Annotated in this window: 21 protein-coding genes; 19 read left to right on the top strand and 2 right to left on the bottom strand. The window is 40.2% G+C overall.

The genetic code is table 11. The features are described 5' to 3' along the window. The 4 genes from B7696_RS05265 to B7696_RS05250 all read left to right on the top strand — a co-directional run. A partial coding sequence (locus B7696_RS05265; RefSeq protein ID WP_142358828.1) for a MucBP domain-containing protein occupies positions 1-1,237 on the top strand: 1,237 nt, incomplete at its 5' end. Positions 1,238-1,394: 157 nt separating this feature from the next. Then, positions 1,395-2,252, top strand: a complete 858-nt coding sequence (locus B7696_RS05260; protein ID WP_049552281.1) for a bifunctional methylenetetrahydrofolate dehydrogenase/methenyltetrahydrofolate cyclohydrolase — start codon at positions 1,395-1,397, stop codon at positions 2,250-2,252. A gap of 365 nt (positions 2,253-2,617) precedes the next feature. Next, positions 2,618-9,778, top strand: coding sequence for an SIALI-17 repeat-containing surface protein (locus B7696_RS05255; protein ID WP_084862565.1), 7,161 nt, complete (start codon positions 2,618-2,620; stop codon positions 9,776-9,778). Positions 9,779-10,036: 258 nt separating this feature from the next. Further along, the gene (locus B7696_RS05250; protein ID WP_084862562.1) at positions 10,037-10,888 is read left to right on the top strand and encodes an NAD(P)H-hydrate dehydratase; all 852 of its coding nucleotides are present in this window, start codon (positions 10,037-10,039) and stop codon (positions 10,886-10,888) included. 23 nt (positions 10,889-10,911) lie between these two features. Here the strand turns inward: B7696_RS05250 and B7696_RS05245 are convergent, their stop codons facing one another. Next, the gene (locus B7696_RS05245; protein ID WP_001068558.1) at positions 10,912-11,097 is read right to left on the bottom strand and encodes a hypothetical protein; all 186 of its coding nucleotides are present in this window, start codon (positions 11,095-11,097) and stop codon (positions 10,912-10,914) included. A gap of 123 nt (positions 11,098-11,220) precedes the next feature. Between B7696_RS05245 and B7696_RS05240 the strand changes: the two genes are divergently transcribed. The 15 genes from B7696_RS05240 (at position 11,221) to B7696_RS05170 (ending at position 23,157) form a co-directional block, all read left to right on the top strand. Next, a complete protein-coding gene (locus tag B7696_RS05240; RefSeq protein WP_282186182.1) occupies positions 11,221-13,701 on the top strand; it encodes a bifunctional DnaQ family exonuclease/ATP-dependent helicase in 2,481 nt (826 codons plus the stop codon). Positions 13,702-13,705: 4 nt separating this feature from the next. Beyond that, entirely contained in the window at positions 13,706-14,929 is a 1,224-nt protein-coding gene (locus tag B7696_RS05235; RefSeq protein WP_084862558.1) for an FtsW/RodA/SpoVE family cell cycle protein, read from the top strand. A 10-nt stretch (positions 14,930-14,939) separates the two neighbouring features. Then, entirely contained in the window at positions 14,940-15,494 is a 555-nt protein-coding gene (locus tag B7696_RS05230; RefSeq protein WP_084862555.1) for a DJ-1 family glyoxalase III, read from the top strand. A 219-nt stretch (positions 15,495-15,713) separates the two neighbouring features. Beyond that, positions 15,714-16,004: a 30S ribosomal protein S6 gene (rpsF, locus tag B7696_RS05225; protein WP_001151778.1), complete on the top strand. Its 291-nt coding sequence runs from the start codon at positions 15,714-15,716 to the stop codon at positions 16,002-16,004. 11 nt (positions 16,005-16,015) lie between these two features. After that, positions 16,016-16,486 (top strand): single-stranded DNA-binding protein SsbA, encoded by a 471-nt coding sequence (gene ssbA, locus B7696_RS05220; protein ID WP_084862553.1) that lies wholly within the window; start codon positions 16,016-16,018, stop codon positions 16,484-16,486. Positions 16,487-16,517: 31 nt separating this feature from the next. Then, positions 16,518-16,757, top strand: coding sequence for a 30S ribosomal protein S18 (gene rpsR / locus B7696_RS05215; RefSeq protein WP_000068664.1), 240 nt, complete (start codon positions 16,518-16,520; stop codon positions 16,755-16,757). A gap of 324 nt (positions 16,758-17,081) precedes the next feature. Next, positions 17,082-17,585, top strand: a complete 504-nt coding sequence (locus B7696_RS05210; protein ID WP_084862551.1) for a GNAT family N-acetyltransferase — start codon at positions 17,082-17,084, stop codon at positions 17,583-17,585. 79 nt (positions 17,586-17,664) lie between these two features. Next, the gene (locus B7696_RS05205; protein WP_084862550.1) at positions 17,665-19,065 is read left to right on the top strand and encodes a bifunctional Cof-type HAD-IIB family hydrolase/peptidylprolyl isomerase; all 1,401 of its coding nucleotides are present in this window, start codon (positions 17,665-17,667) and stop codon (positions 19,063-19,065) included. Position 19,066: 1 nt separating this feature from the next. Next, positions 19,067-19,429, top strand: a complete 363-nt coding sequence (locus tag B7696_RS05200; protein ID WP_000689605.1) for a S1 RNA-binding domain-containing protein — start codon at positions 19,067-19,069, stop codon at positions 19,427-19,429. A gap of 52 nt (positions 19,430-19,481) precedes the next feature. Further along, positions 19,482-20,231: a tRNA1(Val) (adenine(37)-N6)-methyltransferase gene (locus tag B7696_RS05195; protein ID WP_049525038.1), complete on the top strand. Its 750-nt coding sequence runs from the start codon at positions 19,482-19,484 to the stop codon at positions 20,229-20,231. Further along, positions 20,221-20,517: a GIY-YIG nuclease family protein gene (locus B7696_RS05190; protein ID WP_084862548.1), complete on the top strand. Its 297-nt coding sequence runs from the start codon at positions 20,221-20,223 to the stop codon at positions 20,515-20,517. The genes B7696_RS05195 and B7696_RS05190 overlap by 11 nt, the downstream gene beginning before the upstream one ends. A gap of 178 nt (positions 20,518-20,695) precedes the next feature. Further along, positions 20,696-21,631, top strand: coding sequence for a manganese-dependent inorganic pyrophosphatase (locus tag B7696_RS05185; RefSeq protein WP_084862547.1), 936 nt, complete (start codon positions 20,696-20,698; stop codon positions 21,629-21,631). Positions 21,632-21,717: 86 nt separating this feature from the next. Continuing rightward, on the top strand, positions 21,718-22,230 hold the full coding sequence (locus B7696_RS05180; RefSeq protein ID WP_084862545.1) for a YiiX/YebB-like N1pC/P60 family cysteine hydrolase: 513 nt from the start codon (positions 21,718-21,720) through the stop codon (positions 22,228-22,230). Continuing rightward, positions 22,214-22,864, top strand: coding sequence for a DUF1803 domain-containing protein (locus tag B7696_RS05175; protein WP_084862544.1), 651 nt, complete (start codon positions 22,214-22,216; stop codon positions 22,862-22,864). Before B7696_RS05180 ends, B7696_RS05175 begins: the two co-directional genes overlap by 17 nt. Positions 22,865-22,965: 101 nt before the next feature. Next, positions 22,966-23,157: a CsbD family protein gene (locus B7696_RS05170; RefSeq protein WP_000051184.1), complete on the top strand. Its 192-nt coding sequence runs from the start codon at positions 22,966-22,968 to the stop codon at positions 23,155-23,157. A gap of 44 nt (positions 23,158-23,201) precedes the next feature. Here B7696_RS05170 and B7696_RS05165 read toward each other — a convergent pair whose 3' ends face one another. After that, complete coding sequence (locus B7696_RS05165) at positions 23,202-24,647, bottom strand: UDP-N-acetylmuramoyl-L-alanyl-D-glutamate--L-lysine ligase (RefSeq protein ID WP_084862542.1); 1,446 nt, start codon at positions 24,645-24,647, stop codon at positions 23,202-23,204. Between the last annotated feature and the right edge of the window lie 32 nt (positions 24,648-24,679).

Genomic DNA, 24,679 nt, shown 5'->3' with positions numbered 1-24,679 from the left:
TAAACCAGTTCTTCCATACGTGCCAGGATACACACCTAAGGATAAAGACGGTAATCCGTTGAAACCAGTAGATCCAAACGATCCAACTAAAGGATATGAAGTACCAAGTATTCCAACAGATCCAGGTCAAGATACACCAATCAACTACGTAGCAAACAAAGCTAACCTAGTAGTTAAATATGTAGATGAAAAAGGCAAAGACCTTCTTCCTGCAGAGACTACAGAAGGTAAAGTAGGCGATGAGTACGCTACAAGTGGAAAAGTTATCAAGGGTTATGTTCTTGTTCGTGTAGATGGAGAAGCGAAAGGTAAGATTGGTAAAGATGGTTCAACAGTAACTTATGTTTACAAACCACTAGGATCATGGGTACCAAACATCCCAGGTCAACCAACAGACCCAATCAAGTATCCAAATGATCCAACAGATCCAACAAAACCAGGCAAGGATAAACCAGTTCTTCCATACGTGCCAGGATACACACCTAAGGATAAAGACGGTAATCCGTTGAAACCAGTAGATCCAAACGATCCAACTAAAGGATATGAAGTACCAAGTATTCCAACAGATCCAGGTCAAGATACACCAATCAACTACGTAGCGAACAAAGCTAACCTAGTAGTTAAATATGTAGATGAAAAAGGCAAAGACCTTCTTCCTGCAGAGACTACAGAAGGTAAAGTAGGCGATGAGTACGCTACAAGTGGAAAAGTTGTCAAGGGTTATGTTCTTGTTCGTGTAGATGGAGAAGCGAAAGGTAAGATTGGTAAAGATGGTTCAACAGTAACTTATGTTTACAAACCACTAGGATCATGGGTACCAAACATCCCAGGTCAACCAACAGACCCAATCAAGTATCCAAATGATCCAACAGATCCAACAAAACCAGGTAAGGATAAACCAGTTCTTCCGTACGTGCCAGGATACACACCTAAGGATAAAGACGGTAATCCGTTGAAACCAGTAGATCCAAACGATCCAACTAAAGGATATGAAGTACCAAATGTTCCAACTAACCCAGGTGAGGATACACCAATTAACTATGTTCCAAATCCTAGGGAAGTAGAAAAACCTGCTAAACCAGCTCAACCTTCTAAACAAGAAACACCTAAATATGTTGAAGGTCAAAAAGAGTTGCCTAACACAGGTACAGAAGCTAACGCTAGTCTAGCATCGCTCGGACTTCTTGGAGCACTAGGAGGGTTTGGACTTCTTGCTCGTAAGAAAAAAGAAGATTAAATCTAATTAGATTTTCTAATAAGAATAAGGAGTTGGATGGAATATCCGCTCCTTTTTCTTATAGTTTGAAACTATAGGATTGCCTAGGAAAGAAGTGTTAGAGGGGACTAACAGTTTTTGGTATAATGGAAGATATTTGAAAGAAAAGAGAAGTGATATGACACAGATTATTGATGGGAAGGCTCTAGCAGCTAAGTTACAAGGACAGCTGGCTGAAAAGACTGCAAGATTAAAGGAAGAAACAGGTTTAGTACCTGGTTTGGTGGTGATTTTGGTTGGGGACAACCCTGCCAGCCAAGTCTACGTTCGAAATAAGGAACGTTCTGCCCTTGCAGCTGGTTTTCGTAGTGAAGTAGTCCGAGTTCCAGAAACCATTACCCAAGAGGAATTGTTAGACTTGATTGCCAAATACAATCAAGATTCAGAATGGCACGGGATATTAGTCCAGTTACCATTGCCAAAACATATTGATGAAGAGGCGGTTTTATTAGCCATTGACCCAGAAAAGGATGTCGATGGTTTTCATCCGCTAAACATGGGGCGTCTTTGGTCAGGTCATCCAGTCATGATTCCTTCGACACCTGCAGGGATTATGGAAATGTTCCATGAATATGGGATTGACTTGGAAGGTAAAAATGCGGTCGTCATCGGTCGTTCCAATATCGTCGGAAAACCCATGGCCCAGCTTCTTTTGGCAAAGAATGCTACAGTGACTTTGACTCACTCACGGACTCATAATCTTGCCAAGGTGGCTGCTAAAGCAGATATTCTGGTGGTTGCAATCGGTCGTGCCAAGTTTGTGACTGCTGACTTTGTTAAACCTGGAGCAGTTGTCATTGATGTTGGGATGAATCGCGATGAAAATGGGAAGCTATGTGGTGATGTTGATTATGAGGCAGTTGCCCCACTTGCTAGCCATATTACACCAGTTCCTGGAGGTGTCGGTCCTATGACCATTACCATGCTGATGGAGCAAACTTATCAAGCAGCACTTCGGACATTGGATAGAAAATAGGAAAAAAGAAGGTAGAATAATGTCTTACCTTCTTTTTATATAATGCAGTCTAAAATGATATGAGTCCATAAACTATAAATTTGAAGTATGAAAATGCTATTAATAGAATGAAATTTGTATTGGAAAGAGTCTAGAATAGAAAGCTACTTTCATTGCACCTATTTCTTTTGAATGAACTTATCTTGCATACCATTTTATTAGGTTAAATTGATGGAAAATGATTGCAATTTTAGGTGTGTTTTGATATATTTAATATATAAAATATATTATCGAACTTGGTACGTGTTTGTGTATTCAGAAGGAGGTCGTTTTTTAAAATAAAGTAAGCGCTTACTTTGTATCAAGAAAAAGAAATGAGGATTTTAATGAACAAAAGACTTTTTGATAAACGTTGTCATTATAGCATTCGTAAATTTGCAATAGGTGCGGCATCTGTAATGATTGGGGCTAGTATATTTGGCATTTCAGCTGTACAAGCTGAGGAAGTGGCTTCATCCAATACTCAAACAGGAGAAACAACTGTTCATCAAGCTCAGCCTTTAGATAAGCTTCCCGATGATGTGGCAGCTGCTATCGCAAAGGCTGATGAGAATGGTGGGCGTGAGTTTGTAAAACCAAAAGCTGAATCGGAAGGAGGAAAAGTTACTAAGGATACAGAACCTACTAAACCTGCTAATGAGGGTAGTCATGAATTAGCTAGCCCTAAAGTGGAAACTCCAAATAAAGTAGAAGAAGGAACCAAGGCTGAGGACAAACAGAAATCTGAAGAGGCAAATCCAAAGCCTGTTGAATCTGCATCAACATCTGGAACAGAACTGAAAGAGGATTCTAAAAAAACTTCTGAAAAGGACCAAGTGAAAGCAGACACAGAGATCAAACCTTCTTCTGAAAAATCGCAAGCACTATCTGGAGAGTCAAACAAAGCTGAAGTTGAAAAGGAAAAACAGCTATTATCGGAGCGAAAACAAGATTTTAATAAAGATTGGTATTTTAAACTAAATGCCCAAGGAGATTTTTCAAAAAAAGATGTGGATGTTCATGATTGGTCTAAATTGAATCTTCCACATGATTGGAGCATTTATTTTGATTTCGACCATAAGTCTCCCGCGCGTAATGAAGGTGGCCAGTTAAATGGTGGAACAGCTTGGTATCGTAAGACTTTCACATTAAATGAAGCAGACAAGAATAAGGATGTTCGTATCAATTTTGATGGGGTTTACATGGATTCAAAGGTCTATGTAAATGGTAAATTTGTAGGACATTATCCAAGTGGCTATAATCATTTTTCATATGATATCACAGAATTTTTAAACAAGGATGGTAGTGAAAATTCAATTACTGTTCAAGTGACCAATAAGCAACCAAGTAGTCGTTGGTATTCAGGAAGTGGGATTTATCGTGATGTAACTCTTAGTTATCGTGATAAAGTCCATGTTGCCGAAAATGGTAATCATATCACTACTCCAAAACTTGCTGAGCAAAAAGAAGGGAATGTTGAAACACAGGTTCAAAGTAAGATTAAAAATACGGATAAGAAGGCTGCTAAAGTCTTTGTGGAACAACAAATTTTCACTAAGGAAGGCAAGGTTGTCTCAGAATTAGTTCGCTCTGAAACGAAGAATTTAGCAGAAAATGAAGTTGCAGATTTCAGACAAACAATCCTAGTTAATAAACCAACTCTTTGGACGACAAAAAGTTATCATCCTCAACTGTATGTGCTGAAAACAAAGGTTTATAAAGAAGGTCAACTAGTTGATGTAACAGAAGATACATTTGGTTACCGTTTTTTCAATTGGACTGCTAAGGATGGTTTCTCTCTGAATGGTGAACGCATGAAATTCCACGGAGTAAGTATTCACCATGACAATGGAGCCTTAGGGGCAGAAGAAAATTATAAGGCTACCTATCGTAAATTAAAACTCCTGAAAGATATGGGGGTTAACTCTATTCGAACAACCCACAATCCAGCTAGCCCTCAGTTGCTTGATGCTGCAGCTAGTTTAGGTCTTTTGGTTCAAGAGGAAGCTTTTGATACTTGGTATGGTGGCAAGAAGACTTACGATTATGGACGTTTCTTTGATCAAGATGCAACTCATCCTGAAGCTAAGAAGGGTGAGAAGTGGTCTGATTTTGATCTTAGAACAATGGTAGAACGTGATAAGAACAATCCGTCTATCGTCATGTGGTCTCTTGGAAATGAGGTAGAAGAGGCAAATGGTAGTCCTCGCTCTATCGAAACTGCTAAGCGTCTGAAGGCTATTATCAAGGCGATTGATACTGAGCGTTATGTCACCATGGGTGAAAATAAATTTAGTCGTGCAGCGACAGGTGATTTCTTGAAACTCGCAGAAATCATGGATGCTGTCGGTATGAACTATGGTGAACGTTTTTATGATGCGGTTCGTAGAGCGCATCCAGACTGGCTCATTTATGGTTCTGAAACCTCTTCAGCTACTAGAACGCGTGATTCTTATTACAATCCTGCTCAAATCCTTGGACACGATAACCGTCCAAATCGTCACTATGAACAATCTGATTATGGTAACGACCGTGTTGGGTGGGGAAGAACAGCTACTGAGTCATGGACTTTTGACCGTGATCGCGCTGGCTATGCCGGACAATTTATCTGGACTGGGTTTGATTATATTGGTGAACCAACTCCATGGCATAACCAAGATAATACACCTGTAAAAAGCTCTTACTTTGGTATCATCGATACGGCTGGTTTACCAAAAAATGATTTCTACCTTTATCGCAGTGAGTGGTATAGTGCTAAAGAAAAGCCAACTGTACGTATTTTACCACATTGGAACTGGACTGAAGAGACACTTAAAGAACGTAAGATGCTAGTCGATGGAAAAGTTCCGGTTCGTACCTTCTCAAATGCTGCAAGTGTCGAATTGTTCTTAAATGGACAGTCGCTTGGTAAAAAGGAATATACGAAGAAAAGGACAGAAGATGGACGTCCTTATCATGAAGGGGCTAAACCAAGTGAATTGTATCTCGAGTGGCTTGTGAAATACCAACCCGGCACACTGACTGCGATTGCTCGAGATGAAAATGGCAACGAAATTGCGCGTGATAGTGTGACAACTGCAGGGGAACCAGCAAGAGTTCGTCTGACTAAAGAAGAGCATGTTATCACTGCAGATGGGAAAGACCTATCCTACATCCATTACGAAATTGTTGATGGCGATGGGAATGTGGTTCCGACAGCGAATAATCTTGTTCATTTCAATCTTCATGGTCAGGGACAAATTGTTGGTGTGGATAATGGAGAACAAGCTAGCCGTGAGCGCTACAAAGCTCAAGCGGATGGAACATGGCAAAGACGTGCTTTCAATGGTAAAGGAGTTGTCATTGTAAAATCAACAGAAAAAGAAGGTAAATTTACTCTTTATGCAGATTCTGCTGGTTTGACATCTGATAGCGCAACGGTCGCAACTGTGTCTGGTAAGAAAGAAAACCGTCACTTTGTAGCCTTTGCTCCTGTAAAAGCAACAACTGATGTTAGCACAAATCCTGAATTGCCTCAAACAGTAACAGCTATTTATAGCGACGGTAGTGTTGAGGAAAAGACTGTAACATGGGACGTGCCAGCTGACTTGCTTAAAAGTGCAGGTGAGAAAAAAGTATCTGGACGTGTAGAAGGTTTGGAAACCAAAGCTGAGGCACTTGTAAAAGTGATTGCCTTAGATAGATGGTTACCAAAAGTTGCTACAGTACCAGTTGGTACAACTGCAGCAGATTTGGATAAAACAGTCACAGCTGTTCTGACAGATGGTAGCTTGATTGATACTGATGTTGTTTCTTGGACCTTGAAAGATCCTGCTGCTTTGAACAAGGAAGGTGGACGTACGGAGGCTACTGGTAAATTGGTAGATGATGATCGTGAAGTAACAGCAACCTTTATCGCAAGCAATAAGGAAACAACAAGTAGCATTACAGGACTTACTGTTGGGGATAAAACTCTTGACAACTTTGATCCTGGCAAGACTTATTATCGTGTATCTCTTCCTTACACTGGAACAATTCCAAATGTTGGAGCTCAGACTACTGGTTATCAAGTAACTGTTCAGCAAGCTTCTGCTGATAATGGTTATCAGGCTTCTGTCTTCTTGAGTGACCAAAAGGGTGACTTAGTTCAAACTTACTTAATTCAGTTTGTGAAGGAAGCTCCTGCCTTGAAACGTTTGGAAGTAGTTGTGGAAGGAAAAGAAACTGCTACTGAAGATCAGGTTTTAACTTATCGTGTCATTGGTAGTTATGAGGATGGTTCTCAAACAGAATTTTCAGCTTCAGATATTCACCTAGAAGCTAAATCATCTGATGGTGGGCATCTTGAGGTGAATGGTCAGAATCTATTGCTCTATACTAAGGGAAGAGTGACTTTGACACCTCGAATCGATAATCAAACAGAGAAAACAGAATCTGTAACTACTGAAGTGGTGATTAAAGAAAATAAAGTTAGCAAGAAGATAGTAAAACTTCATCCAGTATCTGTATCTACAGATATTCATCAGCAACCTAACCTACCTACACAAGTTGGAGCAGAATTTGATAAAGGCTTGCCTCGTAAGGTAGCTGTAACTTGGGACAAGGTAGATGAAAAAGAGCTAAACCGCTATCATAGCTTTACCCTTAAAGGACATGTAGAAGGCACAGACATTGAAGCTCAAGCAACGGTGACAGTTGAAGGCTTACAAGTTGCAGAGGAAGTCAGCCTCACAGTACCTAAGGGTGAGACAGTTCAATTGCCAGCTAATGTTCGTACTTACCATTCTAACGGAACAACTATCTACAAAGATGTGGTTTGGGAACAGGTTCCAGCCAACTTTAGTCAAACTGAAGGGGTCTATGAAATCAATGGTCGTTTAGTGGGTAGCAATCTGACCACTAAAGCTCATGTTCGAGTGTCTAGTCAAGTTGTTGCTGGAAATAATATCTCTAAACAATGGACAGGGTCACAATTGCCAGCTGCCATTGTATCCAATACAGGAGGAGATGATTCAGCTAATACCTTGAACGACCTAACTGTGTCAAGAACGCCAACAGATGCTAAAAATAGATGGACTACTTGGAGAACAAATACTGATAATGACTGGGCTTCTATCTTATTTGGTAATTCAGGAGACTTGACGAAACGTTTTGTTAACAATTTATCAGTTGATTTCTATACTGATGGAGCAATTGGTCTTCCAAAAGAATATGTAGTTGAATATTATGTAGGTAAAGAAATTCCAGATTTACCAAGTGATGTCAGCAATGCTCAGCGTGATACTAATCATCCATTTAATAATCCAGCCAACTGGAAGGCAGTTGAAAACTTACATGCTCCAAGCCAGCTATCTGCAACTCAAACCAATCACTTTACCTTTGACAAGGTAGAAACCTATGCTGTTCGTCTTCGAATGAAAAAGGCTGAAGGTACTGCAGGAGTTGGTCTGACAGAGCTAACTGTCCTTGGAAACAAGGTCTTAAGTGAAACAAGTTCAGATATTTCTATCAAAGTAGATGGCAAGGATCTTGAACACTTTAATCCATCGAAAACAGATTATTATATTCCTCAATCTAGCAAAGAAATCACTGCAACAGCTAGCAACAATGGTTTGGTTACTCTTGTTCCGGCAACAAGTCCAAAAGGTGCGACACGTCTTATTTTGAAGGCTGAAGATGGTACTATTTTAAAAGAATATCGGATCTACCGTAATGATGAAAAAGATACAAGTCTACCTTTAGCAGCTGAAAATGGTGCAACTACTTTGAAGCTCGGAGATACCCTTCAACTTCCATCAGAAGTCACTGTTTATTATCCAACTTCAACTACTTGGACTACAGATAAACTGGCAGTGAAATGGGATGCTATTCCTGAACATGCGACAGAGCATGAGGGAAGATTCCAAGTAACTGGTCATGTCATTGGTACAAATCTAACCACTACCATGCAAGTAACAGTTGTAGCTAAAGGAAATCAAGTCATCTCAGAAAATCCAAGCAACAATGAAACGGATTCTAAAGCCTTTGCTTCGACAACGAACGATACACAAGCAGCTTCACATGATCGAATTTTCTATATCAATGATGGAAAATACAATGAAGATGGACGTTGGACAAACTGGTCTCGTACTCCGAAAAATCAAGAAACTTCTGTTGGATTACTCTTTAAGAAGGATGGAAAAATTACTTCTCAATCTATCGGAAAAGTAGCCATTCAGTTCTTTAAAGATAGTGGCACAGATGCTCCTGAGAAAATGGTTCTAGAAAGATATATTGGTCCAGCCTTTACAGAACCAAGTACGATTTCTCGTTACGAAGAAAATGCTGACCATCCATTCAACAAGGCAGAAAATTGGGCACCAATTCCTTACAAAGCTTCTGGAGAATTAGTAGCTGGGAAACCAATCGAGTTTAACTTTGATCCTATTCAAACGACAGCTATTCGTGCTCGAATGACTCGTAAGTCTACTACTAACGGGCTAGCAGTAGTCGAATTTACAGCCTACTCAGCAGGCAAGGGAGCAGAAGTCGAAACACCATCAGCGACTATTTCAATCGATGGAAAAGCATTGGAAAACTTTGATCCAAATGTGACAGAGTACACCCTAACAACAATGGGAACTAAACCAAAAGTCACTGCGACAACTAGTGGACATGGAGTAGTCACAGTAGTGGATCATGGAAATACAAATCTTCCAACACTCGTTCGTCTTGTTTCCAAAGATGGAAATCTGGTGAAAGAATATCGTTTACACTTTAAGTCTACCTTCCAAACAACACCGACAGAAGGCGTTAAGAACTTAGTTGCAGAAGTACCAAGTTTGGAAATTGAAAAGACTTCACTTCCGTTTAAAGAAATTATTCGTGAAACCCCTGAACTTGCTCAAGGTCAACGTCGTATAGTTTCTGAAGGACAAGCTGGAGAAAAAGTTGACTATATTCAAGTGTCAGGAACTAATAGAACTCTTGTTCATTCTGAAGAAAGAAAGGCTCAAGATCGTATTATTGAAGTTGGAGTGAAAGCATCTATTTCAAGTAGTAAAGGCGAGGAGCCAGCTCCAGTCAATGAAGTTCCAGAATTCAAAAGTGGTGCTAACTTTGTAGAAGCAGCAGTGAACGATGTTCCAGAATTCAAAGGTGGTGCTAACTTTGTAGAAGCAGCAGTAAATGAAGTTCCAGAATACACAGGAATTCTAGCCACAGTAGGAGATCAAGCAGTACCAAGTGTTGAGAAGCCTGAATTTAAGGGTGGCGTTAATGCTGTAATGGCTCTAGAACATAAACTTCCAGAGTACCGTGGTATTCTAGCTACAGTAGGTAATCAACCAGCTCCAACAGTAGAAAAACCAGAGTTTAAACTAAGTTCGTTAGAAAAAGCTCAGACTCCAGAAGCACCAGTTCAAGTTGCCAAGGAAGACAAGAGATTGCCAGAAACTGGTGAAAAACAGTCAGAAACAGCTATTTTCTTGGCAGGTGTTACCTTGGCCTTATCAGCAGCTTTATTAACTGCAAAACGTAAAGAAGACTAGTCTATGCGCCTAATACCATTCTATTTGTATAGATTGGTAGAAGATAAAAAATGAATCGATAAATGAGTCGAATAGATGGAGAGGACCAATTAGGCCTCTCCGTCTTTACTAGTGAAAATGGAATCGTTTACTTTCGTGTTGGGACGAAAGGAGAGTAGAGGGGCTTTGTCCCCTCTTTTTCTATATGAACGAAGAGATTTATATTTAAGATGCAAGGTGGATAGACTTTATAGTATAATGAATAGAGAGGAAAAAACAATGAAAGTGATTGAGCAAGCATTATTAGAAAAAGTCATTATTGAACGTTCTCGTACCAGTCATAAAGGAGACTATGGCCGTTTGCTGTTGCTTGGTGGGACTTATCCTTATGGTGGTGCTATCATCATGGCTGCTTTGGCAACTGTTAAAAGTGGAGCTGGTTTGGTGACTGTTGGAACAGATAGGGAAAATATCCCAGCTTTGCACAGTCATTTACCTGAGGCAATGGCCTTTTCTCTTCAAGACCAGCAACTGTTAAAAGAGCAGTTGAAGAAGGCAGAAGTGGTCTTAGTAGGACCTGGTTTACGAGACGATGCTTTTGGAGAAAATCTAGTCAAACAGATTTTTGCTAGCTTAAAAAAGAATCAGATTTTGATTGTAGATGGTGGTGCCCTGACCATTCTTGCTAGAACAAGTTTGTCATTTCCATCTAACCAGCTTATCCTAACTCCCCACCAAAAAGAATGGGAAAAGCTGTCTGGTATTGCTATTGAAAAGCAAAATGAAGATGCAACGGCTAGTGCCCTGACTTCCTTTCCTCAAGGAACAATTTTGGTGGAGAAAGGTCCAGCTACTCGTATTTGGCAAGTTGGCCAGTTTGATTATTACCAGTTACAGGTTGGTGGTCCCTATCAGGCGACTGGGGGAATGGGAGATACTCTGGCTGGAATGATTGCAGGATTTGCAGGCCAGTTTAAACAAGCCAGTCTCTACGAACGTGTGGCAGTGGCAACCTATCTTCACTCAGCCATAGCCCAAGAACTATCTCAAGAACATTATGTGGTCTTGCCGACGGAAATTAGCAGTCATCTTCCCAAAATAATGAAAAAAATATCTCAAAAAGGCACCTGATCGTTTCAGGCGCCTTTATAGTTTTAGAAAAATCCTTTAATCTTTCCAACGAGGCCATCTAGACCTTCAGAACCAGAAATCAACTGCTGAGCTTGAGAGAAGTATTCTCCAAGCTGTTCTTGATTTTCTGCAACAAATGTTTTTGCAGCTTCGAAATCTTTTGTTTCGATTAGCTCTTTTACTTGATTAAACAAATCTAATGGGTTCATCTTATGTCTCCTTTTCTGTATAATACTATTCAAACATTTTATAAAAATTTTTTCAAGCAAAGAGATTTTTCTATCGAAGTTGAGGGGTGTCAAACAGGGCTTTTTTTGATATAATTTTTAATGATGAATTCGAGAACTAATCGGTATGTGGTTGTTGATTTAGAGGCCACTAGCACCGGAAGCAAGGCAAAAATTATTCAAGTGGGTATTGTGGTGATTGAAAATGGCGAAATCGTCGATCAGTATGGGACGGATGTCAATCCTCATGAGCCCTTGGATTCTCATATAAAAGAATTGACAGGTTTGACTGATCAACGGTTGGCAGTTGCTCCAGAGTTTTCACAGGTAGCTGGAAGGATTTTTGAGCTGGTCAAGAATGGTGTTTTTGTCGCGCACAATGTACAGTTTGATGCAAATCTTCTAGCAGAGTACCTATTCTTTGAAGGTTATGAATTGAGAACTCCACGAGTGGATACCGTTGAGTTAGCACAGGTTTTGTACCCTCAGTTTGAAAAGTACAATCTCGGCATTCTCTGTCAAGAGTTAGGGATTAAGTTAGACCACGCCCACACCGCTCTCTCTGATGCACAAGCAACAGCAGAGCTTTTGCTTTTTATGCGTCAAAAACTTTTTCAGTTACCAAAAGGACTTTTAGAAACGTTGTTAAATCTTGCGGATAACCTCCTTTATGAAACTTATTTAGTGATTGAAGAAGTATATCAGCGACAGTCCCTCCTTTCTTCTCACGATTTGATGGAGTTCCATGGACTCTTTCTAAGAAAGAAAAGTAAGTCTTTAAAACCACGTAAGCTATCTAAGGATTTTACTAAAAATATTTCCTTATTAGGCTTGGATGAACGTCCTCAGCAAGTTGAATTTGCAGAAAAAGTTGAACAGCTATTAAAGGAACAGAGAATTGCGTTTATTCAAGCTCAAACGGGACTTGGAAAGACTTATGGTTACCTACTGCCAGCTTTGAGCATGGAAAGTGAAGGGGGTATCCTTGTTAGTGTTCCTACCAAAATCCTTCAAAATCAAATTATGCAAGAAGAAGGAAGTCAATTAAAAGATACTTTTCATATTGATATTCATAGTCTTAAGGGACCTCAAAATTATTTGAAACTCGATAATTTTTATAAAGTACTTCATAGGCCAGAGTCTAACCGCCTATTCACACGCTTTAAAATGCAAGTATTGATTTGGTTAACAGAGACAGAAACAGGTGACTTAGATGAAATCGGGCAGCTGTATCGTTATCAACATTTTCTAGCTGAACTTGTACATGATGGAAAACTTTCAAAAAAAAGTTTATTTATTTCTGAGGACTTCTGGCAACGCAGTCAAGATAGGGCTAAATCGAGTCACCTTTTGTTAACCAATCACGCTTATCTAGTAACACGTTTAGAGGATGATCCAGAGTTTGTCAACAATCGCTTGGTAATCATAGATGAAGCTCAAAAAATGCTGATTGCCCTTGAAAACCTCGCCCAAGAGTCTTATCTCCTCGAAGCTTTAGTAACACAAGTTGAAAAGCCCTTGGAAACAGAAAAAGATCTTATTCAGAGACGGTTGCTTGAGAGTATTGGGTTTGAATGTCGCTATTTGATAGATCAGTTTTACTCAGGACTTAAGAATGACAAGTGGTTGGATTCTCTTGAAAACTTACGCCAGCATTTTTCTGAGTTAAATCTTCCTGAGTATAGAGATATGACGCGCTTTTTTACATCCGACCGTGAATTTTGGCTGGCAACTGCTGAGAAGTCTAGTAAGGATGTGTTAATTTGTTCAAGTAAAAAAGGTCGCTTTCTACTAGCAGATTTATTGCCAGAAGATTGCAGAGTGCTTGGCGTATCTGCCACTCTTGAAATCAGTAATAGAGTTTCTTTAGCGGACTTATTAGGATTTACTGAAGCTCCACTTATTACAGTTGAATCTTTACAACAGAAGCAGCAAGAAGTTCTATTAGTAAATGATTTTCCTTTAGTAACTGAACATTCTCCTTTAGATTATGCAGAAGAGGTTACATCAGTTATCCATTCCTTACAGGCGTTTCAAGAGCCTTTGCTTGTTTTATTTACGTCTAAAGAATTACTGTTAGCAGTGTCAGATTTACTAGACCATCCTCATTTAGCCCAATATAAAAATGGGGAACCCAGTCAGCTGAAGAAACGTTTTGAAAAAGGAGAGCGACAAATATTACTTGGAACAGGAAGTTTCTGGGAGGGGGTTGATTTTTCTACCCATCCTTGCGTTATTCAAGTAATTCCTCGATTGCCTTTCCAAAATCCCCAAGAACCTTTAACACAAAAATTAAATCATGAATTGCGTCAGGAAGGGAAGAATCCTTTCTATGATTATCAGCTGCCAATGGCCATTATTCGTCTCAAACAGGCTTTGGGTAGAACAATTAGAAAAGAGGAACAAGCTTCCATTGCTGTGATACTGGATAGTCGTGTTGTTCATAAACGATATGGTAAACAGATTAGACAAGCTCTAGCGAAGGAAAGAACTATCAGAGAGGTGAATAGAAAACAGATTACCTCTACTGTTATTGATTTCCTCCAAAACAACAAAAATGAAAAATCTAAGAAAGAGGAAAGGTGAATATATGAAACGTTCTCTCGACTCTAGAGTCGATTATAGTTTGCTCCTGCCAGTATTTTTCCTACTGGTTATCGGTGTGGTGGCTATTTATATTGCCGTTAGTCATGATTATCCAAATAATATCTTGCCCATTTTAGGGCAGCAGGTCGCTTGGATTGCCTTGGGACTTGTAATTGGTTTTGTGGTCATGCTCTTCAATACAGAATTTCTTTGGAAGGTGACACCCTTTCTATATATTTTAGGCTTGGGACTTATGGTCTTACCTATCGTCTTTTATAATCCAAGTTTAGTTGCATCAACGGGTGCTAAAAACTGGGTATCGGTAAATGGTGTTACCTTGTTCCAGCCGTCAGAATTTATGAAGATATCCTATATTCTCATGTTGGCCCGTGTGATTGTCCAGTTTACAAAAAAACATAAGGAGTGGAGACGCACAGTTCCGCTGGACTTTTTGTTAATTTTTTGGATGATTGTCTTTACCATTCCAGTCCTAGTTCTTTTGGCACTTCAAAGTGACTTGGGGACGGCTTTGGTTTTTGTAGCCATTTTTTCAGGAATCGTTTTATTATCGGGGGTTTCTTGGAAAATTATTATTCCAGTATTTGTGACTGCTGTAACTGGAATTGCTGGTTTCTTAGCTGTTTTTATCAGCAAGGACGGCCGGGCTTTTCTCCATCAACTGGGAATGCCGACCTACCAAATCAATCGTATCTTAGCTTGGCTCAATCCATTTGACTTTGCCCAAACAACGACCTATCAGCAGGCTCAAGGGCAGATTGCGATTGGTAGTGGAGGCTTGTTTGGTCAAGGATTTAATGCTTCTAATCTGCTTATTCCAGTTAGAGAGTCGGATATGATTTTCACGGTCATTGCAGAAGATTTTGGCTTTATTGGCTCTGTCCTTGTTATCGCCCTTTATCTCATGCTGATTTACCGTATGTTGAAGATTACTCTTAAATCAAATAATCAGTTCTACACCTATATTTCAACAGGTTTGATTATGATGTTGCTCTTCCACATCTTTGAAAATATCGGTGCCGTGACAGGCTTGCTTCCCTTGACTGGGATTCCCTTACCTTTTATTTCGCAAGGAGGATCAGCTATTATCAGTAATTTGATTGGTGTTGGCTTGCTTTTATCAATGAGTTACCAGACAAATCTAGCTGAAGAAAAGAGCGGAAAAGTCCGATTCAAGAGGAAAAAGGTTGTATTAAAACAAATCAAATAAGGAGAAAATCATGGTAAAAGTAGCAGTTATGTTAGCTCAGGGCTTTGAAGAAATTGAAGCTTTGACAGTTGTAGATGTCTTGCGTCGTGCCAATATCACATGTGATATGGTTGGGTTTGAAGAGCAAGTGACTGGTTCGCATGCAATCCAAGTAAGAGCAGATCGTGTTTTTGATGGTGATTTATCAGACTATGATATGATTGTTCTTCCTGGAGGAATGCCTGGTTCTGCACATTTACGTGATAACCAGGCCTTGATTCAAGAATTGCAAAATTTCGAGCAAGAAGGGAAGAAACTGGCAGCCATTTGTGCAGCTCCAATTGCCCTCAATCAAGCAGGAGTATTGAAAAACAAGAAGTTTACTTGCTACGATGGCGTTCAAGAGCAAATCCTTGATGGTCAATATGTCAAGGAAACAGTAGTGGTAGATGGTCATTTGACAACCAGTCGAGGTCCCTCAACAGCCCTTGCCTTTGCCTACGAGTTGGTGGAGCAATTAGGAGGAGACGCAGAGAGTTTACGAACAGGAATGCTCTATCGAGATGTCTTTGGTAAAAATCAGTAAAACGGATCCGTAATCTCTATAGTTTGATAAATACTAAAATATTAATCACTCTCTATAGAGTTGTATTTTTTGAGAAGATGATTCGTCATCTTCTTTTTTTATTTCGGTGTTTTTACTTGCGTAAAAAATTTTTTTCTAGTATAATAGTTTATTGTGAGCGAACCTCACTTACCCCTTGCAAAGTCTTGGGGTCATTAGACCAAAAGGAGGAACATATCAATGGCTAAATACGAAATTCTTTATATTATTCGTCCAAACATTGAAGAAGAAGCTAAAAACGCTTTGGTAGCACGTTTTGACTCTATTTTGACTGACAACGGTGCAACTGTTGTTGAATCAAAATCTTGGGAAAAACGTCGTCTTGCATACGAAATCAAAGATTTCCGTGAAGGACTTTACCACATCGTTAACGTTGAAGCAAACGACGATGCAGCTCTTAAAGAGTTTGACCGTCTTTCAAAAATCAACGCTGACATTCTTCGTCACATGATCGTCAAAACTGACGCTTAAGAAGGTAAACTATGATTAACAATGTTGTACTTGTAGGGCGTATGACACGTGACGCTGAGTTGCGTTATACCCCATCAAATGTAGCAGTTGCGACTTTTACTCTTGCAGTAAACCGTACATTTAAGAGTCAAAATGGCGAACGTGAGGCTGATTTTATCAATGTCGTTATGTGGCGCCAACAGGCTGAAAACCTTGCTAATTGGGCTAAAAAAGGCTCACTTATCGGGGTGACAGGTCGTATCCAGACTCGTAGTTACGATAACCAGCAAGAACAACGTGTCTACGTGACAGAGGTCGTGGCTGAGAATTTCCAAATGTTGGAAAGCCGTAGTGTGCGTGAAGGTCACACAGGTGGAGCTTATTCTGCACCAAGTTCAAACTATTCAGCGCCTACAAATTCAGTACCAGACTTTTCACGTGATGAAAATCCATTTGGAGCAACAAATCCATTGGATATTTCAGATGATGATTTACCATTCTAATGGACAACTAAAATTATAAAGGAGAAAAAACATGGCTCAACAACGTCGTGGCGGATTCAAACGCCGTAAAAAAGTTGATTACATCGCAGCAAACAAAATTGAATATGTTGATTACAAAGATACTGAGCTTCTTAGCCGTTTCGTTTCAGAACGTGGGAAAATCCTTCCTCGTCGTGTAACAGGAACTTCAGCTAAAAACCAACGTAAAGTAACAACAGCTATCAAACGCGCTCGCGTAATGGCTTTGATGCCTTTCGTAAACGAAGATTAAAAAAGAGGTCCGGGTGGACCTCTTTTTCAGACCCGGTTGGGTCTTTTTTTCACGAGCCTTGAAATGAGAGGGCGAGTTGGGGTCCAGTGGACCTCTTTTTCATGAGCTTGAAAACAAGAAAGTGAATTAAGACCCGATTGGGTCTTTTTTTTCACGAGCCTTGAAATGAGAGAGCGAGTTTGGGTCCAGTGGACCTCTTTTTCATGAGCTCGGAAAAAAGAAAGCGAATTAAGACCCTGTCGGGTCTTTTTTCACGAGATAGTTTTTTTCTGACCTTGGCGTGCTATAATGGTAATAGAAAGAGTAAAGGTGGGTAAGTCAAAGATGAATTGTACGATTAGAAATATGATTAAGTCTGATATTGAATCCTTATCTCATGGATTTATGAATCAAGGTTGGCCTGGTAGAGAGGAAATTTTGGCTAGATATTTTCTGGAACAGGAAAGTGGGGAGAGAGAAGTTTTAGTTGCAGAGATTGATGGTGCTGTAGCGGGCTACATTACCATTTTGCCCTCTGCTAAACATGGTCCTTTTGCAGAAGTCTATCCAGAATTATCAGATTTTAATGTGTTTGAGCATTTTCGAAATCAAGGGATTGGGAATCAACTGCTAGAAAAAGCAGAAAAACGAGTCAAGTTTGTTTCGAGTAAGGTCACTCTTGGTGTAGGTTTGCACTTGGGGTATGGTCCTTCCCAGAGATTGTATATCAAACGAGGCTATATTCCAGATGGTACAGGTGTCTGGTATAGAAATAAACCGCTAGAAATGGGTGCAAGTTGTCAAAACGATGATGATTTAGTTTTATACTTATCCAAGGATTTACAATAAAACTGGAAATTTTTTGAAAATAGGGGATTTAGCTACTTTATGGTATAATGGAAAGAGTTAGATTGAAAGAGGTAGTGAGATGGATGCCAAATTAAGATACAAGGCAAAGAAGATCAAGATTGTCTTTTTTGATATTGATGATACATTGCGGAATTCAAAGACAGGTTTTATTCCAGCTTCAATCCCAACTGTTTTTAAGCAATTACGTGAGAAAGGAATTTTGACAGGTATTGCTTCTGGACGAGGGATTTTTGGTGTCGTTCCGGAGATTCGTGAGCTCAAACCTGACTTTTTTGTAACTTTGAATGGGGCTTATATTGAAGATAAAAAAGGTCAGGTTATTTATCAACATCAGATTGAGAAGTCAGATGTTGAGGAGTATATCTCTTGGGCCAAGCAAGAGGGAATTGAGTATGGTTTGGTTGGGAGTCATGATGCCAAGTTGTCGACTCGCACCGATATGATGAGTGAAGCGATCAATCCAATTTACCCCGATTTGGATGTAGATCCTGATTTCCATGAAAAAGAAGATATCTATCAAATGTGGACTTTTGAAGATAAAGGAGATGACTTGCACTTGCCTGACAGTCTCTCTGACAAACTTCGCATGGTTCGTTGGCATCAACATTCGTCTGATATTGTGCCGATTTCAGGCTCCAAAGCGACGGGTGTGGAAAAGGTTGTGGAACACCTTGGCTTGAAACCAGAGAACGTCATGGTTTTTGGAGATGGCCTCAACGACTTGGAACTCTTTGATTATGCTGGAATCAGCGTTGCAATGGGAATTTCTCATGATAACATCAAAGAAAAAGCAGATTATATTACAAAAACATTAGAAGAAGATGGCATTTTTGATGCCTTAGAAGGATTTGGTATGGTAGAAAAAGAATTGCATTTTCCACAAGTAGACATTGAAACAGTAGAAGGTCCTATCGCGACTATTAAGACCAATCACGGAGACTTGCGTATTAAGCTCTTCCCTGAACATGCTCCTAAAACAGTAGCTAACTTTGTTGCACTTTCAAAAGATGGCTACTATGATGGTGTCATTTTCCACCGTATTATCAAGGACTTTATGATTCAAGGTGGAGATCCAACTGGAACTGGTATGGGTGGCGAGTCAATCTACGGCGAATCATTTGAGGATGAATTCTCAGAAGAACTTTACAATATCCGTGGTGCTCTTTCCATGGCCAATGCTGGTCCAAATACCAACGGCAGCCAGTTCTTTATCGTGCAAAATCAACACCTGCCTTATTCTAAAAAAGAAATTGCTCGTGGTGGTTGGCCAGAACCGATTGCGGAAATCTATGCAAACCAAGGTGGAACCCCTCACCTAGACCGCCGTCATACTGTTTTTGGTCAGCTAGCTGATGAAGCTTCTTACGCTGTCTTGGATGCCATTGCTGCTGTTGAGACAGGGGCCATGGACAAGCCAGTTGAAGATGTCGTGATTGAAACAATTGAAATCGAGGACTAAAATGAAAATCGGTGATAAGCTAAAGGGCCGTATTACAGGGATTCAGCCCTACGGTGCCTTTGTTGAGCTAGAGACGGGTGATACGGGGCTGATTCACATTTCAGAGATTCGGACAGGCTTTATTGAAAATATCCAAGAAGCCTTGAAAGTCGATGAAGAGGTTCAAGTTCAAGTAGTGGATTTAGATGAATTTACAGGGAAAGCTAGTCTTTCTATCCGCACTTTGGAGGAAGAAAAGCACCAGTTTCCGAGACGGAGACGCTTTTCAAGCGACCGTTTTAACTATGGCTTTGCTCCTCTCAAACGAATGATGCCAATTTGGACCAAGGAAGCCCTTCAACATTTGAAGAATCAGAAACACTAGTTAGAAATTTCTATCTTTTGTAATGTTAATATAAATTTGCTATAATAGGACCATGGAAGAAGAACAATTATTAAAATCAGGAGAGCGTATTAACCAGCTCTTTTCGACAGATATTAAAATCATTCAAAATAGAGAGGTTTTTAGCTATTCGGTGGATAGTGTTCTCTTGTCACGTTTTCCACGTTTTCCTAAAAAGGGCTTGATAGTGGATTTTTGCGCTGGAAATGGAGCAGTGGGGCTATTTGCTAGCACTCGGACTCAGGCACAGATTTTGGCTGTTGAGATTCAGGAGCGTTTGGCGGATATGGCTGAACGCTCTGTCCGTTTGAATGGTTTGGAAGAGCAGATGGAGGTCATCTGTGATGATTTGAAAAATATGCCTTCTCGTATACAGGGAAGTAAGGTGGATATGATTTTGTGTAATCCGCCCTATTTCAAGGTGGATCCTCATTCAAACCTGAACGAGAGCGAACATTATCTCTTGGCGCGCCATGAAATCACGACCAATTTGCAGGAAATCTGTCGTAGTGCCCAGAGTATTCTCAAATCCAATGGGCGTTTGGCCATGGTTCATCGCCCTGATCGACTTCTGGATATCTTGGACATGTTACAACGTCATAATCTAGCCCCTAAACGCCTGCAGTTTGTTTATCCAAAAAGAGAAAAGGAAGCCAATATGCTTTTGATTGAGGCTATCAAGGATGGCTCGACAAGTGGCTTTAAGGTCTTGCCACCTCTCATTGTCCACAATGATGATGGCTCTTATACGCCGGAACTCGAAGAGATTTATTATGGATCATAAGGCTTATATGTATGTGCTGGAGTGTCGTGACGGATCCTACTATACAGGCTATACGACTGATGTAAAAAGACGTCTCGCTGTCCACAATAGTGGGAAGGGAGCCAAATACACACGAGCACGCTTGCCAGTCAAACTCATCTATGCTCAAGGTTTTGCCAGTAAGGAAGAAGCTATGTCGGCTGAAGCCCTTCTCAAGCGTAAGAAGAGGCCACAGAAGGAAAGATTTTTATCTGAAAATCAAGATAGAAATTTGCTCATACTCAATGAAAATCAAAGAGCAAACTAGGAAGCTAGCCGTAGTCAGTACTTGAGTACGGCAAGGCGAAGCTGACGTGGTTTGAAGAGATTTTCGAAGAGTATTAGTTATTTTGAAGAATTGTGAGGAGCCCTTTGACTCCTCTTACTTTTGTCAAAAAGCGAAAAAAATGCTACAATAAAGAGAATAAACAAAATGAGGTATTATCATGTCTAAGATTCTAGTATTTGGTCATCAAAATCCAGACTCAGATGCCATCGGGTCATCTGTAGCCTTTACCTACCTTGCAAAAGAAGCTTACGGTTTGGATACGGAAGCTGTTGCCCTTGGAACTCCAAATGAAGAAACAGCCTTTGTCTTGAACTATTTTGGTGTAGAAGCACCGCGTGTTATCACTTCTGCTAAAGCAGAAGGCGCAGAGCAAGTTATTCTGACTGACCACAATGAATTCCAACAATCTGTATCAGATATCGCTGAAGTAGAAGTTTATGGTGTTGTAGACCACCACCGTGTTGCTAACTTTGAAACTGCAAGCCCACTCTACATGCGTTTGGAACCAGTTGGTTCAGCGTCTTCAATCGTTTACCGTATGTTCAAAGAACATGGTGTAGCTGTGCCTAAAGAGATTGCAGGTTTGATGCTTTCAGGTTTGATTTCAGATACCCTTCTTTTGAAATCACCAACAACACACCCAACAGATAAAGTTATTGCTCCAGAATTGGCTGAATTGGCTGGTGTGAACTTGGAAGAATATGGTTTAGCAATGTTGAAAGCTGGTACCAACTTGGCCAGCAAATCTGCTGACGAATTGATTGACATCGATGCTAAGACTTTTGAACTCAACGGAAATAATGTTCGTGTTGCCCAAGTAAACACAGTTGACATCGCTGAAGTTTTGGAACGTCAAGCAGAAATTGAAGCTGCAATGCAAGCCGCTAACGCAGCAAATGGTTATTCTGACTTTGTCTTGATGATTACAGATATCGTCAACTCAAACTCAGAAATCCTAGCACTTGGTGCTAATATGGACAAGGTAGAAGCAGCTTTCAACTTCAAACTTGAAGACAACCATGCTTTCCTTGCTGGTGCTGTTTCACGTAAGAAACAAGTGGTACCTCAATTGACTGAAAGCTTTAATGCTTAAGATTTTAGTTATCAATTCAAATTAGGAGTGGCTAGTTTGACTTATATCGAAAGGAGTTTCGGCTCCTTTTTTTCTAGGAGTGAAGCATGTTAGAAAATGGTGATTTGATTTTTGTGAGAGATGAGTCAGATCTGGGACAGGCTATCCAGAATTCCACAGGCAACTATAACCATGTTGCCATTTATTTGGATGGGATGATTTATCATGCTAGTGGAGAATTTGGTGTGGTCTGTCAGGAACCAGCATCCTTCTTTGAGTCCAATCATTTGTACGACCTCTATGTCTACCCAGAAATGGATATCCAATCTGTGAAGGAAAGAGCTTGTAGACATCTGGGAGCTTCTTATAATGCTTCTTTCTATCCAGCTGGACCTGGTTTCTACTGTTCCCAGTACATGGCAGAAATCCTACCGATTTTTGAAACTATTCCCATGAAATTTGGAGATGGGGAGCAGGAGATTAGTGATTTTTGGAGAGAGTATTACAGAGAACTAGGTCTGCCTGTTCCTTTGAATCAAGCTGGGACTAATCCTAGTCAGTTAGCAGCATCTCCTCTGTTAGAATGTAAAGAAAGGAATCTTCATGATTCAGATTTTTAATCCATCTCGTTTGACGAGACAGCCATTTTTTGGAGAATTGATCCGCTATCTGGACCAGCATAAGGATGTGATTCTACGGGAAATTAAGGCTCAATTTCCAGATGTAGCAGTTGACAAACTCATGGAAGAGTATATAAAGGCTGGCTTGATTCTACGGGAAAATAAGCGCTATTACCTTAATCTCCCTATGCTTGAGTCACTCGATAATCTAGAACTGGATCAAGAGATTTTTGTTAGCGAAGATAGTCTGGTCTATCAAACCTTGTTGGAGCAGAGTTTTGAGACGGAATTACGCAATCAAACCAATGCTGCTATTTTAGTTGAAAAGACGGACTTTGCGCGGACTAAAATGACCCTGTCCAATTATTTCTACAAGGTCAAACATCAGTATCCTTTGACAGAGAAACAGCAGAAACTTTATGACATTTTAGGAGATGTCAATCCTGAGTATGCACTCAAATACATGACAACTTTTTTGCTAAAATTTCTTAAAAAAGACCAGCTTATGCAGAAACGCCGTGATATCTTTGTGGACAGTTTAGTTGTCCTAGGCTATATTGTCCAAAATGAAGATGGAAAGTATGAACTGGCCGTCGATTTTGATAAGGAAAGATTAACTTTCTACTTGGCCTGATTTCTTATCTCTGAGCACATTGTTTGACTTTACTTAGTATTTGGTATAAACTGTATGTAACCGGTAACACTTATCGGAATAAAATTAAAGGAGACAATCATATGTCACTTGAAAACAAATTGGAACAAGCAACAGGGGCTATCAAAGAAGGATTTGGTAAAGTTACTGGGGATAGCAAGACTGAAGCAGAAGGCGCTGTAGAAAAGACAGTTGCTAAAGCAAAAGAAGTAGTTGAAGATGCTAAAGGTGCTGTAGAAGGTGCCGTTGAAGGTTTGAAAAACGCTTTTAAATAAAGATAAAAAATCAAGGGTTTCATTTCCCTTGATTTTTTACTATCTTATAAATAATTTTCTGCGACGGCTGCATCTCCAGGATAGGCTTCTTTCTTTCCTTGGACGATTTGGTAGCAATCGGCACCCTTACCAGCGATAATCACAGCATCTAATTCTTGACTTGTGATAGCCATAGCTGCCTTGATGGCTTCTTGGCGATCCGCAATTTTTTCAACAGGATGATTGATGTAGCTACTAATTTCATCTGCAATGGCCATTGGATCTTCATAGTTGGGGTCATCAGCAGTCAGAAAGACTTGAATATCAGGATGTTGATTGAGGAGAAGTCCAAAGTCCTTACGACGACTTTCTCCCTTATTTCCTGTCGAACCTAAGACCAGAGCAATCTTTCCTGTTTGATGAGTCTCTACAACATTGATGAGTTTTTTGAGACTGTCACCATTGTGGGCATAGTCGATGAAAACCTTGGCTCCATTTTTCTGGGTGAGGACTTCCATACGACCAGGAACTCGGGTTGCAGCGATTCCTTTTTTGATGTCCTCAAGACTAGCTCCGAGACGGAGGCAAGCAAGTCCAGCAGCAACGGCATTTTCTTGGTTGAAGTGGCCGATGAGTTGAATATCATAATCTCCAGCGAGTTTACCCGTAGCTGAAAAGCTAAAGGCTTTGGAATTCTCGATTTGGTTATCAGACTGGCTACCGTAGAAATCATGGTCTTGATCTGCCACCTGTTCTTTTAGTACAGAGAAGTGGTCCATGTCACTGTTAATGATGACTGCTCGGCTATTTTTCATCAAGAGACGCTTGTGGTAGAAGTAGTCCTCAAAGCTAGGGTGTTCAATCGGGCCGATATGGTCGGGGCTGATATTGAGGAAAACTCCCACATCAAAGGTTAGACCATAGACACGTTTGACCAGATAGGCCTGACTGGATACCTCCATGATGAGGTGGGTACGGTCATTTTGCACAGCTTGATTCATCATGTCAAAGAGGTCAATACTCTCAGGGGTTGTCAATGCAGACTTAAAGAAAGTTTCGCCATCTAGAGTTGTGTTCATAGTTGACAACATAGCAGGTCGATGCCCTTGAGATAAGATGTTATAGGCGAAATAGGCTGCTGTTGTCTTACCCTTGGTTCCAGTAAAGGCAAGGAGTTTGAGTTTGTCCTGTGGATTTCCATAAAATTCCATGGCAATCAAACTCATGGCTTTCTTGATATCACTGACGATAATAGCAGGAATACCAACTTCATAGTCTTCTTCAGCCATATACCAACCGAGGCCTTGAGAGATGGCTGAAAGCAGAAATTCCTTCTTAAAGGAAGCCCCCTTGACGAAAAAGAGGCTCTTCTCTTTGGCCTTGCGGCTGTCATAACAGATGGTATCAAATACGACATGGCTGTAGTTGTAGTGATAGTGTCCTTGGTCGATAATCTCGCGGAAGAGACTATCTTTCTTTAAAATATCTAATACGGTTTCAATCTTAATCATACTTTCTATTGTAAACCGAAAGTCGTAAATTT

The organism is Streptococcus mitis (assembly GCF_002096815.1).
GTDB lineage: Bacteria > Bacillota > Bacilli > Lactobacillales > Streptococcaceae > Streptococcus > Streptococcus mitis_AD.
This window is presented reverse-complemented; position numbering and strand designations above follow the sequence as displayed.